Below are 12848 nucleotides of genomic sequence, written 5' to 3'. Positions count from 1 at the left end.
CTAGGCGATATGGGGCATTTGCGTAAATTGTTCCAGAGATGACTTGCTTTACACCCCGCCAGAAGTGACACAATATACAAATATTCAGTATCCGTTTCATAACTGTCTCGGACGCACACTTCATCAAGAACTGGAGACCCAATGCCAGGAATGAACCTCACCCGCGCTGAGGCAACCGAACGCGCACGACTGCTCAACGTCGACAGCTACGAGGTTAGCCTGGACCTCACCCGCGGTGAGCGGGTATTCACGTCCAAAACCACGGTACGATTTAGCGCTACCGAAGGTGCTTCAACTTTCATTGATGCTGTCACCGACAATGTGCGCTCGATCAACCTCAATGGGGTCGAGCTAGATCCAGCAACCCATTCCGATGGCATCCGCATTCAGCTTCCCAACCTTGCCGAGCAAAACGTCCTGGTTATTGATGCAGACGCGCTGTACATGAACACCGGCGAAGGGCTACACCGCTTCGTCGACCCAGTGGACCAAGAGGTTTACCTCTATACCCAGTTTGAAGTTGCCGATTGCCGTCGCATGTTCGCCGTGTTCGAGCAGCCAGACCTTAAGGCGACCTTCCAGTTCACGGTGACCGCGCCGAAGTACTGGAACGTTGTTTCCAATGCTCCAACCCCAGCTCCACAAGAGCAGGGCGAAGCGGCGACTTGGGCCTTTGCCCCGACTCAGCGAATTTCCTGCTACATCACCGCGCTTATCGCTGGCCCCTACCAAGTAGCCCGTGACTCGCTGGTCTCCTCTAGCGGACGTACCGTTGAACTCGGCGTTTTTGCTCGCGCATCCATGATGGAATACCTGGACGTCGAAAATATCGTGACGATCACCCGTCAAGGTTTCGAGTTCTACGAAAAGAACTTCGGCACCCCTTACCCATTTGAGAAGTACGACCAGCTGTTCGTGCCTGAATTCAACGCAGGTGCCATGGAAAATGCCGGCGCTGTAACCTTCCTTGAAGAATATGTGTTCCGTTCTCGTCCAACCGGAGCGATGGTAGAACGCCGTGCCATCACCGTGTTGCACGAATTGGCGCACATGTGGTTTGGCGACCTCGTCACCATGAAATGGTGGAACGACCTGTGGCTCAATGAGTCCTTCGCCGAATTCATGTCGACCTTGGCTGCGGCTCAGAACACCGAGTTCACTAGCGCGTGGACCACGTTCAATACCTTGGAGAAGAACTGGGCTTACCGCCAGGATCAGTTGCCTTCTACTCACCCGATTGTGGCACCAATCAACGATCTCGAAGATGTTGAGGTCAACTTTGATGGCATCACCTACGCCAAGGGTGCCAGCGTCCTGCGTCAGCTTGTTGCGTTTGTCGGCCAGGAAGAATTCATGGCAGGCGTGCGCCAGTACTTTGCTAAGCACGCATGGTCTAACACGGAGCTTCCTGATTTGCTCTCCGAGCTTGAAGCCTCCAGCGGTCGCGATCTCAGCGGCTGGGGCGCACAGTGGCTTGAGACTGCAGGTGTCAACACGCTTACTGCACAGATCAGCACCGATGATACTGGCATCATCACCGACTTCAGCATCCTTCAAAGTGCAATTTCCGACTACCCAACCCTGCGTCAGCACCGACTTGCGGTTGGGTTCTACAGCCTTGACGAAAATGGATCTTTGCAGCATGTGCACCGAGAAGAACTAGACATCTCGGGTGCCTCGACCCCGGTTTCGTCTTTGGTTGGGCTCGCTCAGCCTGACTTGGTGCTGCTCAACGATGATGATCTGACGTACGCGAAGATTCGTCTGGATGAACGCTCACTAGCGACCGCAACCGAGCACCTCAAGGACTTCCAAGAGTCCCTGCCTCGTACCCTAGTTTGGTCCGCTGCGTGGGACTCCGTGCGTGATGCTGAATCCCCTGCCAGCACCTACGTCCAGTTGCTTCTGAACAACATCGGGCACGAGTTTGACTCGTCCGTCATCATGGTGCTCTTGCGCCAGCTGAACACCTCACTGGATAGCTATGTGACCCCAGAAAATAGCAGTGAGCTCTCGATTCAGGCTGCGGATCGTTTGTGGCAGCTGGCCACTGAAGCTCAGGCCGGTTCAGATGCCCAGTTGCAGTTTGCCAAGGCCTTTGCGCACCGTTCCCGTAGCGCTGAACAGCTCGATACAGTTCAAAGCCTGTTCGACGGATCCAAGACACTGGACGGTCTGGTCATTGATACCGATTTGAAGTGGTCTTTGACCATCGCGCTGAGTGCCGGTGGACGTTTGTCCGATGAACAAATTGATGCAGTTCTTGCCACGGACGACACCGCAAAGGGTAAGGCCTCTTGGTACACCGCCCGAGCTTCACGCCCAACAGCAGAAGCCAAGGCCAAAGCCTTTGAAGCGGCAACCGCAGCGAAGCTGTCCAATGATCAGCAAAGCGCCGTCATCGCAGGGTTCAACAACACTCATGACAAGTCCCTGATCGCTGAATACGGTGAGAAGTACTTCGCATTGTTGGTCCATGCGTGGGAAAACTTCTCCCACGAAATGGCTAAGCAGATCGTGCTGGGCTTCTACCCAAGCTCGCAGGTGTCACAGGCTACCTTGGACACGACGCAGGCCTTCTTGGAATCTTTGGGCGACAAGCATCCAGCACTACGCCGCTTGTTGACCGAGTCCGCTGCTGATGTCCGACGCGCTCTAGCTGCACGCCAGGCAGATTTCTAAAACAACCGCTGAACTATAGGTGGGGATGCACGCTGAGCTCTCAAAGCTCATGTGTGCATCCCCATTTGGTTAAAGATGCGACAATAATTTCATGGATCTTTCGCATCATGAGTATCGCGTCAGCCTCGAATGGACCGGCAACCGCGGAACTGGAACTGATAGCTACCGAAGCTATGGACGGGACCATATTGTCAGCTCGCCGGGTCTTCCAGATCTACCAGGAACGGCCGACCCGACCTTCCATGGCGACAAGGACCGGTGGAATCCAGAGCAATTACTGCTTGCAGCATTGAGTCAATGCCACATGCTTTCGTATCTACACATTGCGGTGAATAACGGCTTGAAAGTTATTGGCTACACCGACACCGCGCAAGGTACTTTGCGCCTGAATGCTGATAACAGTGGCGAATTCACGCAAGCAGTTCTGAAGCCCGCGGTCAGACTGGCTGATGAATCTCAGCGCGAACTCGCGAACTCACTGCATGAACAAGCCAACAAAGTTTGTTTCATTGCTAGGTCTGTTAACTTCCCGGTACTTCATGAACCGGTCCTGCCAAGCAATTCTTGAGGAATGAATATGAGTGAAAACCCGCAAATCCCGCACAGCGTTAAGCAGGATCCTTTCAGCAAACCTCTCGTTTTAGGTGCATCAAGCCAAGAGTTTCTTGACCTAGCAGAGCAACATGTAGACGCATCTTTGTACCCGGGAACGTTTTACCACGAGGTAGGCGGCCGAGAAGTATTCGCAAAATTGACCAAGAATTTCTATGATTCTGTAGCTCAGGATGAAGACTTCCGCACCATGTACCCGGAAAAGGATCTGCATCCAGCACAGGTACGGCTTCAGTTGTTCCTTGAACAATACTGGGGTGGCCCGACTACATATTCGGAGCACCGCGGACACCCGCGCCTACGAATGCGCCATGGTAACTTCATCGTAAACTCGCACTACCGCGATGTGTGGATGGGCCATATGAACAAGGCCATTGATCAGTTGGACCTGCCTCCACTGCACGCTGAGACGCTTCGAGATTACTTCGAACGCGCTGCACACTCAATGCTGAATACACCGGACTAATCCGGAGCTTCAAAAACTAATGGTCTGAAACCAATATTGGTTTCAGACCATTAGTTTAAACTTCGAGGATCTAACCCAGTAACGAGGACTGGCGCATTACCGCGTGCCCACGTCCGTTGCTCACGCGGTACCAACTACCCCTGCGCAATATTCGGCTCTGTCCATCTTTGGTCAGGAAGCCCAACGCATGCATCGCAAAGGCCGCGCCCAGTGGCAAGGGTGAATCTTGTCCCTCAATTTCGGAGGACCATACACGTTGGCGAATTTGCGAGATGACAGGCTTTCCCGGATTCTCTGGCAGCGCTTGAGCAACTGCATCAATTCCGGTTTGGGCGGCCCGGGATAGGTCAGCATCGGCAATAGAGCCTGAGTCTTCCCACTGCGACATCGGCACAGAAATGCCGGCCCAACGAGCTGTAGCTTCGACCGGTGGCACGGTGAATTCGACCGAACTATCCCCCATTCTTGCCAGTCGATCCTGCACTGAAGACAATGAGTAACTCGCATCTAGCTCAGCCGGCTGAGCCAGCCGGTGTACGCGCATGCCTAGAACGGTGTATTGACCCTGGCCCAATTCAGCAGGAACTAGAACAGGTACGTAAACGGCCAGCGCGGTTCCTCGGGCAACAAATAGCGCCGCGTCATCTTCAATAGTCTTGGCTCGACTAATAAAGTTCGAAAGGTCACTGACGGAATTTACATCGTCAAAAATCAGTACGTCGCTTGCCATGGATTAATGTTCTCACGACGAGCATGCCCAATTTCCACGAATTAGCTCATGGCGTGAAGTCTGGTCAGGTAATCGTATAGTTTACGTACAAGCAGGTCCGCCCAATGAAGAGGGTACCTTCAAGTAACATTGGGTAAAGATCTGCACTACAAAGAACTTCAAGGAGTTTATGCCGTGACCGGAGACCTTGGTACCACTCAGGCACTACTGGACTTGCTAAATCTGGATGGGGAAAATCAGGCCCGAACCGACGAAGATATCTTTGTCGGTCGCATGCCCAAACAGAACCGGAAACGCGTATTCGGTGGCCAGGTATTGGCTCAATCTGTCATGGCCGCATCGCGCACCGTAGATTCCACTCGCGCTATCCACTCTTTGCACGGATATTTCCTTCGCCCCGGCGACCCTGAGCAGACCATTACCTTCGGGGTACAGCGCCTGCGCGATGGTCGTTCATTCTCCGCACGCCGAGTTCATGCCTACCAGAACGGCGATCCCATCCTTTCGATGATCGCCTCGTTCCAAGAACCAGCGCAGGGTTTAGAGCATCATGACCCAGCACCGCTGAACGCACCTGATCCAGAATCCCTGCCAACCACAGCTGAACTTGTGGGTCATCTGGATCATCCTGTAGCCCGGGAATGGGCTTTTGAACGCCCATTCGACGTTCGTCATGTCTCCGAGCCCATCTACCTTTCCGGCGACGAGACTCGTGGTGCCGATACGGCAGTCTGGTTGCGGACGACTTCGGCGATGCCAGACGATCCGACGATGCACCGTGCAGCGTTGGCGTACGCCAGCGACTACATGCTGCTCGAACCAATTCTCAAGGCACATGGACTAGCCTGGATCCATCCCGGGTTGAGCATCGCTAGCCTAGACCATGCCATGTGGTGGCACAGGGACTTCCGAGTTGATGAGTGGCTGCTCTACGTCCTCCACTCCCCTTCGGCTTCCTCGGCACGAGGACTTGGCACCGGGCAATTCTTCAACCGCGATGGTCAGCTCGTAGCAACAGTCGCGCAAGAAGGCATGGTCCGGCTTCCGGAATTTGGGACCAAGAAATAATCTTGGCTTTGGCTTCCTAGATGTCCAGCTCCACGTTCTCCCTTGGTACGGCTACGCACGTTAGAACGTGACCGTCAGGTATCGTGGCGCTGGGCTCCATCGGATAGCTCACGCTCCCCTTGAGCAGCTTGACCGCGCATTGACCGCAGGATCCGGCTTGGCATGAGCTTGGAGCGTCGATCCCTTGAGCCTGCAACGCATCCAGAAGTACACCTTGTTCTGGTTGCCACTCAAAGTGTTTTCCAGAGTCAAAACAATTGATCTCTGCGTTAGCGAAGTCTTGAAATAGCTCGCTGAAATCTTTGTGCGGTGAGACAAAGGCCTCGCAGTGAATGTTCTGCGGTTCGATACCTTCGGCTCGACAGATCTCCTGAGCCATCTGCGTGAACGATTGAGGTCCACAAATCACCACGCTGTCACAGCCTGCGACTACGCGGGCGATGTCTTCAGGATTCGGACGTGCCACGGTGCTATCAAAATATTGAACCGTAGGCGCAGCATTCCCTCGGCCAGCTAGTGCTCTTGCCTCCGAGAACAGCGCGTTCGGGGCGCCACGCTCAACGTGCACCAGTCGGAGATCCTGTACCTGCGCGGCAGCTTCATGATCACGTAGCAGCCCAAGAACAGGGGTGATCCCAATTCCCGCTGAGACCAAGGCCGTGCACTCTCGCAGCACCTTGGCAGCAGTCACCGACCCGTAGGGTCCAGATATCAGTAGTTGTTCTCCTGGTTCAAGTTGCGACAGTTTCGCAGAGACTGCTCCTTGAATCCTTACGGCTATGGTGACGTCTCTGCTCGTCAACGGCGGTGACCGTGTAGTTTCGCCAAGCAGGATCCGAGAAGTGAACCCTAAGATACGTTCCAGCCTCGTCGTGCTCCTTGAACCAACCGAATGTGTCGCTCAAAGTAATTTCGACTAGGTCTGAAGAGACCTTGGTGGTTTTTGGACTGTCGCATATCGAGGCGAACGCTTCGCGGGAACTAGGTTTGAAATATCCTCGCTTGGCATTTCAATCTTAATCTCGTCGCCCACTTCAAGCGTTCCGGGCTCGAGAACCGTTCCGTAGATACCGCAATGCAAATGACCAAAGTGCGTGGCAAGCAACCGTGGCCCATTGATATCCACTTCAGTGGTTTCCGGATTCACCGATGTGGCCGAACACCGCTCAATCGACTTGGTTATTGCAATCCTTGCCTCGCCAATGCGTATTACCTTGCCGATGAGTCCAAATTCTGCAAAGGCCGGGAGTCCTTCCACTAATATATTGCCGCGGTATCTGCGCGGGTCCATCTCAATCTGCCCCGCGACCGATAGACGCTCGACTGTCCTGGGATTAATGATGGAAATGCCCGAACGTTGAGAATCGAACATTCCCTTCGGCATAGATACTGCTCGGCGCTCGATGGCACCCTGAGTCGGAAGATGCGCTGACAAGTACGCGCCAAGTTCCGCCACGCCGTCAGGCGTTGACGAGTCGAATGTCAGTGAAGACGCATTCACTTGATCTGGCGCTGCGACGGTAATAAATGGAGGGTTGGATTCCACAGACCATTTTTGCAGGTTTTTATTGTTTTTTAGTATGGTGAAGCTGTGGCAGCTGCCCCACTGTCCATCAAGAACCTCAACCGTTCCGTTCGTGAATGCGATACTGCGATCGCCGCGTATTCCACTGCCAACGCTGACAGCGCCAGCGTCGATTGCTTCGCCGGGCAAGCCCTTGATCGGAAAACGAAATAGCTGAGCAATCTTCATGGATTCAGTCTAGTAAATCTCGTCAGGTCTCAACCACATCGTGAAGATCAGTCGTCCTGTTCAGCTCCTTCGATTACCTCCAGCCTTCTGGCCCCTGATCCATCCTTAGACAGTTGATCTTCGGGGTTAAGCAGCCCACAAGCTTGCATCGAGAGGCACCCGCATCCGATGCATCCCATAAGCCGATTTTCTAGCTCCTCGATTGCCCTGCGACGAGCTGCCAATACCTGTTTCCACTGTTCGGTGGCCCTGAGCCAGTCCGTTTCCGACGGGACACGACTCATAGGTACTGGGGCTAAAGCGTGCTTGATGTCTTTGAGCGCAATGCCCAGTTGCCGGCCTACGGTAATGAGTGAGATCCGCCGAAGCAGATGCCTTGGGTATCTACGTTGGTTTCCGCCTGTGCGTAATGACGAGATGAGCCCAACCTCTTCGTAATAGTGAAGGGCTGAGCGGGCAACTCCGGTACGGTCGCTGACCTGTCCGATGGTGAGCAATTCTTGCGCGGGTAGCTCTTCTGAAGGTTCCTGCGGACTTGTTGTGCGAATCATCACGACTCCCTCCTTGACCTCAAGTTTACTTGAGGTCTTAGTGTGGAAGTAATCAATATCGTTGGTGGGAGCCTGTAAAACTTCCACATCAGCTGCTGAACCTTATTTCTCGGGTTCAGGCAAAGGAGCCTCTGGATGAGTCAATTGTCAGATGATTTTCGTACGGCGTTCCGCCACCATCCAGCTGGTGTCGCACTTATTACCGCAACGGTAGATGACGTTCCCTACGGATTGACTATTTCTTCCTTGGCTTCCTTGTCCATTGAGCCGGTAGCCGTTTCATTTTCGCTAGCCAAAGAGTCAGGAGCTGCCGGCGCGGTCCTTGCCGCTTCCAGCTTCGTCATTCACATGCTCGGCGAACAGCAGGACGAATTGGCCACCAACTTCGCCCGACCGGGAGCCCCGCGTTTCACGCCTGAGCAAAAATTTCGTATCTTGCCTACGGGTGAACCGCATTTCATCGATGCGCCCGTAGCCTTCCGCGCCACGCTTCACTCATCGGTCAGCGTAGGCGGGTCACGACTAATCGCGGCGGAAGTTCACGAGATTCTTCATGGGCTTTCAGAACAACATTTGCTCCACCAAAATCGGGAGTACCTGCGTATCTCAGAATTCCTGAACGCTTCGACGTCGCGGCAATAGCTCGACTACTGAACTTCTTCGTTATACAGCAATGGCCGCCACAAAAGTGGCGGCCATTGCTGTATAACTTCCTAGTCGCGAGTCAGTCGACGGTGAGTCACGCGATGAGGCTTAGCTGCATCGGCGCCCAGGCGCTCAACCTTGTTCGCTTCGTAGGACTCGAAGTTGCCCTCGAACCAGTACCAGTTCGATGGGTTCTCTTCGGTGCCCTCGTAGGACAAGATGTGGGTTGCCACTCGGTCCAGGAACCAACGATCGTGCGAGACCACGACGGCACAGCCTGGGAAATCAAGCAAAGCATTTTCCAATGAGGAAAGGGTCTCAACGTCCAAGTCGTTAGTTGGCTCATCGAGAAGCAAGAGGTTGCCACCCTGCTTCAGGGTCAATGCCAAGTTCAGACGGTTGCGCTCACCACCGGAAAGCACGCCGGCCTTCTTCTGCTGGTCTGGGCCCTTGAAACCGAAGGCCGAGACGTAAGCGCGAGAAGGCATTTCAACCTGTCCAACTTGGATGTAGTCCATGCCATCCGACACAACTTCCCACAGGGACTTCGTCGGATCAATGTTTTCGCGGTTCTGGTCAACGTACGAGATCTTGACGGTATCGCCAATCTTCAGCGAACCAGCGTCTAGTTCTTCCATGCCAACAATGGTCTTGAAAAGAGTTGACTTACCAACACCGTTCGGACCGATGACACCAACGATGCCGTTACGAGGCAACGAGAAGGATAGTCCGTCGATCAATACACGTTCGCCGAAACCCTTCTTGAGGTCGTTGGCCTCAATAACAAGCTGACCCAAACGTGGGCCAGGTGGAATCTGGATCTCTTCAAAGTCAAGCTTGCGGGTGCGCTCAGCTTCCGCAGCCATTTCTTCATATCGAGCCAGACGAGCCTTCGACTTGGTCTGACGTCCCTTCGCGTTCGAGCGAACCCATTCGAGTTCTTCGGCCAGACGCTTAGCAAGCTTCTGATCCTTTTTGCCCTGAACTTCCATACGCTCGCGCTTCTTCTCCAGGTAAGTGGAGTAGTTGCCCTCGTATGGGTGCAGACGGCCTCGGTCAACTTCACAAATCCACTCGGCGACGTGGTCGAGGAAGTAACGGTCGTGAGTAACTGCCAATACTGCGCCTGGGTAAGCAGCTAGGTGCTGCTCCAGCCAAAGTACGGACTCGGCGTCCAAGTGGTTAGTAGGCTCATCGAGCAGCAACAGGTCTGGCTTCTGCAGCAATAGCTTACAAAGAGCAACACGACGACGCTCACCACCGGAGAGGTGGGTTACCAACTCATCGCCAGGTGGGCAACGCAATGCATCCATTGCCTGTTCTAGCTGGTTGTCGATATCCCATGCATCGGCCGCGTCGATAGCTTCTTGGAGCTTGCCCATTTCTTCAAGAAGGGTGTCGAAATCAGCACCTTCTTGAGCCATCTCTTCGGAAATCTCGTTGAAGCGAGTGATCTTTTCGTAGATCTCTCCTACGCCTTCCTGGACGTTGCCCAGGACGGTCTTTTCTTCGTTTAGTGGTGGCTCCTGAAGCAGGATGCCCACCGAATATCCTGGTGAAAGCCGCGCTTCACCGTTGGACGGGGTGTCGATACCCGCCATGATCTTCAAGATCGTTGACTTACCAGCACCGTTCGGTCCCACAACACCAATTTTGGCGCCTGGGAAGAACGACATGCTGACATCGTCAAGGATGACTTTGTCACCAACGGCCTTGCGAGCCTTGGTCATCGTATAAATGAATTCCGCCATGTTGTTAAGGCTAGTCGGTGATAGGGGGCAAAACCGAATCCGAACTCAACTATTTTGGCTTGGTGGTGCTCGGATTCACTTAAGTGAGCCAAGCACCACCCAACAATGAATATTCAGGCCGCTTGACCCTGGTCTTTTGGCCAACTCGCATCTGCGTCCGTTTGAGATTCAGAATGCGATACTCGTTCAATTTCTGAGGTGTCCGTACGGACTCTTGTGAAGGTGCTTGTTCCAAAACGAAGATCGTGACCAACGCTGAAGGCTTCGACATCGGCGCTTGTTCCGCGCGTACCATCTGCTCTCTCGAATTCTCTGATCTGCAGCTTGCCGAAAATCACCACATGATCACCTTGGGCCAGTGACTCCATGGTGTTCTCCGCCAAGCCTCGAAAAGCCGAGATTGAATACCAGTTAGTTGGCCCGTCAACCCATTGGCCTGATTCAAGATCTCGCTTCCTTTCGTGAGTAGCAGCTCGGAACTTCAGAACAGAAACTCCTTTTTGGGTAATGGTCAACTGCGGATCCGTGCCAACGATGGCACGGATAGTCACTAGATCGCTCACTGGACCCACTCCTTATAATCCGGACACCGAGGACTGTTCCCGGCGTTAGTCCTCATGGTGCTGCCTGCTCGATTACCCAAGAGAGCGACGACCGCGAATTGTGGATACCCAGTCAATCGCCCCTCCTTGTTGCCCGAGGTGATCCAAGTTCTGCTTCGGCGACGTTCGAACTAGAAGTGGCTGGCTCACCGATCTAGGCGATGTGCCTAGAATCGCGAAGACGCCGTTGCAGTTAAGTAGGCCGAGATTTTGGTCAATTGAAATAACCTTGCCTGATTAGGCGGAAATGGATGACTTCCCCTAGTAGCCTCAAGTCGTATTTTTAGTAGGCAATGAGCTAAACTATTTTTCGGCTAAGCCTCCGTAGCTCAGCTGGATAGAGCAAGAGCCTTCTAATCTCTAGGTCACCGGTTCGAATCCGGTCGGGGGCACATTTAACCGCTGTTCACTTTGAAAATAAGTGAGCAGCGGTTTTTCTTGTGGAGAGAATACCTGCTTCGCTAGACAGGTTTAGTCCATGGGACAGCGTTCGAAAAACCTGGCGTCTAGCAGTTGCTAGACAGGGCTCACGGCATGTTCCGGCACCGATTCCCTGCCCTCATTTGGCAATAATTGAAGACTCGCGTAGGGGCAACTATCGCCTTCTAGCTTCATAAGTTTTGTCGCCTGATGGCCTGAGATCAGCCAGTTTCCTGTGCGCGCGCTTAACAGGAGCCACGCATCCTCGCTGAATCAAAACATGGGGCAACTGAACGGTAACTTAGCGGCGAATTTTGCGATAAACTCTAGGGAATATAGAAACCGAGAGGCAACATTTTCTCATGATTCAACCGGTCGCCATCCGAGAGCGGCTCGTCCCCTCTGAGCGCACCAGTATCAACCTAATATTCCTGCTTGCAGGACTTTCCTTCGCTTCGTGGGCCGGCCGGCTTTCGATTATTGATGCAGTACTAGGATTTTCCGGGTTAGGTCTCGGCTCGTTCCTGCTTTGCATGACCGTCGGAACACTTATTGGCTTGGCAATCATCCCAACCATCAGTCGATACGTTCCCACAAAACGACTCTTGTGTTCTCTGCCTCTGGGGCTTGCGCTTTGCCTTCCGATACTCGGCATCGCCATCTCAATCACTCAAAGTACGGCACTGGCCTACATTGCCTTGTTTATCAACGGCATCATTTTTGGTTGCCTCGACATCATGATGAACGTCAGCGGTGCACGAATTGAACGTGAACTCGGGCGGAGCATCATGCCCTCGCTACACGGTTACTTCAGCCTAGGCTCGTTGTTGGGAGCCGGCGTGGCAACAGCATCGATCGCACTGCACATCCCGAGTATCTGGCATTTCAGTGTTGTATCCGTAGCCATTCTCGTGTTGGCATTTGTCGCCCATCTTGGACTGTCCTCGTGGGAAAACGAGAACTTCGCAAACCGTGCCAAAGAGAAATCTGCGCAGTCCTCGGCACCACCACGCAAGCTCGGACTACTTATGCTCTTGGGTCTGATGGTTGCCGGGCTGAGCTTCGCAGAGGGTGCTGCCAACGACTGGATAGCCGTTGCCACCGTGGACGGCCACGGGTTGAAGCACCAGGACGGTGCGCTCATGTTTACGCTGTTCGTGGGGGCTATGACGTTGGGCCGTTTTGTTGGCGGTCAGCTCGTAGACCGACTTGGGCACAAGAACACGTTGCTGTTCATGGGATCTATCGGACTAGTTGGCGTTTGCCTGTTCATCATCGGAGCCAATCCGTATCTCATCGGTTTGGGTTCGGCAATGTGGGGACTTGGCAGTTCTTTGGGCTTCCCCGTCGGCATGAGTATCGCAGCTTCCAGGAGTGAACGCCTGGGCCCCAAGGCTGTAAGCATTATCAGCGCCTTCGGATATGGTGCAATGCTTGGCGGCCCGCCACTCATTGGACTCATCGTCGACAGCACCGGACTGCCTCAAGCACTCTGGATCTGTGCGATCGTCTTGGTGATGTCACTTCTACTGACTCCCCGAGTCAGCCGACGCCCGCGCTAGAGCTCT

At 53.8% G+C, this 12848-nt stretch carries 12 protein-coding genes and 1 tRNA gene; 7 read left to right on the top strand and 6 right to left on the bottom strand.

Going from position 1 to position 12848, the window contains the following annotated elements; all coding sequences use genetic code 11:
• The first annotated feature begins 141 nt into the window (after positions 1-141).
• From pepN to N6V40_RS10430, 3 genes are all read left to right on the top strand, one after another.
• A complete protein-coding gene (pepN, locus tag N6V40_RS10440; RefSeq protein WP_131088383.1) occupies positions 142-2682 on the top strand; it encodes an aminopeptidase N in 2541 nt (846 codons plus the stop codon).
• Between the two features lie 91 nt (positions 2683-2773).
• Positions 2774-3250 (top strand): OsmC family protein, encoded by a 477-nt coding sequence (locus N6V40_RS10435; RefSeq protein ID WP_131088384.1) that lies wholly within the window; start codon positions 2774-2776, stop codon positions 3248-3250.
• 9 nt (positions 3251-3259) lie between these two features.
• Positions 3260-3760 carry a globin gene (locus tag N6V40_RS10430; RefSeq protein ID WP_315973673.1) on the top strand — a complete coding sequence of 167 codons (501 nt, stop codon included), beginning with the start codon at positions 3260-3262 and terminating at the stop codon, positions 3758-3760.
• Between the two features lie 70 nt (positions 3761-3830).
• On the opposite strand, the gene N6V40_RS10425 is transcribed toward N6V40_RS10430, so the two are convergent.
• Positions 3831-4490 carry a DUF8185 domain-containing protein gene (locus tag N6V40_RS10425; protein WP_131088385.1) on the bottom strand — a complete coding sequence of 220 codons (660 nt, stop codon included), beginning with the start codon at positions 4488-4490 and terminating at the stop codon, positions 3831-3833.
• A 174-nt stretch (positions 4491-4664) separates the two neighbouring features.
• On the opposite strand from N6V40_RS10425, the gene N6V40_RS10420 reads away from it, so the two are divergent.
• A complete protein-coding gene (locus tag N6V40_RS10420) occupies positions 4665-5558 on the top strand; it encodes an acyl-CoA thioesterase (RefSeq protein WP_131088386.1) in 894 nt (297 codons plus the stop codon).
• A gap of 16 nt (positions 5559-5574) precedes the next feature.
• On the opposite strand, the gene N6V40_RS10415 is transcribed toward N6V40_RS10420, so the two are convergent.
• The 3 genes from N6V40_RS10415 to soxR all read right to left on the bottom strand — a co-directional run bounded on the left by N6V40_RS10415 (position 5575) and on the right by soxR (position 7862).
• Positions 5575-6249, bottom strand: a complete 675-nt coding sequence (locus N6V40_RS10415; protein ID WP_262197578.1) for a flavin reductase family protein — start codon at positions 6247-6249, stop codon at positions 5575-5577.
• A gap of 225 nt (positions 6250-6474) precedes the next feature.
• On the bottom strand, positions 6475-7311 hold the full coding sequence (locus N6V40_RS10410) for an MOSC domain-containing protein (protein WP_262197577.1): 837 nt from the start codon (positions 7309-7311) through the stop codon (positions 6475-6477).
• A 47-nt stretch (positions 7312-7358) separates the two neighbouring features.
• Entirely contained in the window at positions 7359-7862 is a 504-nt protein-coding gene (soxR, locus tag N6V40_RS10405; protein WP_262199722.1) for a redox-sensitive transcriptional activator SoxR, read from the bottom strand.
• Positions 7863-7997: 135 nt separating this feature from the next.
• Between soxR and N6V40_RS10400 the strand changes: the two genes are divergently transcribed.
• Positions 7998-8504: a flavin reductase family protein gene (locus N6V40_RS10400; RefSeq protein ID WP_262197576.1), complete on the top strand. Its 507-nt coding sequence runs from the start codon at positions 7998-8000 to the stop codon at positions 8502-8504.
• A 71-nt stretch (positions 8505-8575) separates the two neighbouring features.
• On the opposite strand, the gene ettA is transcribed toward N6V40_RS10400, so the two are convergent.
• Positions 8576-10258, bottom strand: coding sequence for an energy-dependent translational throttle protein EttA (gene ettA, locus N6V40_RS10395; protein WP_131088390.1), 1683 nt, complete (start codon positions 10256-10258; stop codon positions 8576-8578).
• 113 nt (positions 10259-10371) lie between these two features.
• Entirely contained in the window at positions 10372-10821 is a 450-nt protein-coding gene (locus N6V40_RS10390) for a single-stranded DNA-binding protein (protein WP_165477269.1), read from the bottom strand.
• Between the two features lie 357 nt (positions 10822-11178).
• Here N6V40_RS10390 and N6V40_RS10385 point away from each other — a divergent pair.
• Together N6V40_RS10385 and N6V40_RS10380 are read left to right on the top strand one after the other, a co-directional pair.
• A tRNA-Arg gene (locus N6V40_RS10385) sits at positions 11179-11252 on the top strand.
• Positions 11253-11642: 390 nt separating this feature from the next.
• The gene (locus N6V40_RS10380; protein ID WP_131088392.1) at positions 11643-12842 is read left to right on the top strand and encodes an MFS transporter; all 1200 of its coding nucleotides are present in this window, start codon (positions 11643-11645) and stop codon (positions 12840-12842) included.
• Positions 12843-12848 lie beyond the last annotated feature (6 nt).

Origin of the sequence: Glutamicibacter sp. M10 (assembly GCF_025452055.1) — a bacterium.
Classification (GTDB): Bacteria; Actinomycetota; Actinomycetes; order Actinomycetales; family Micrococcaceae; genus Glutamicibacter.
This window is presented reverse-complemented; position numbering and strand designations above follow the sequence as displayed.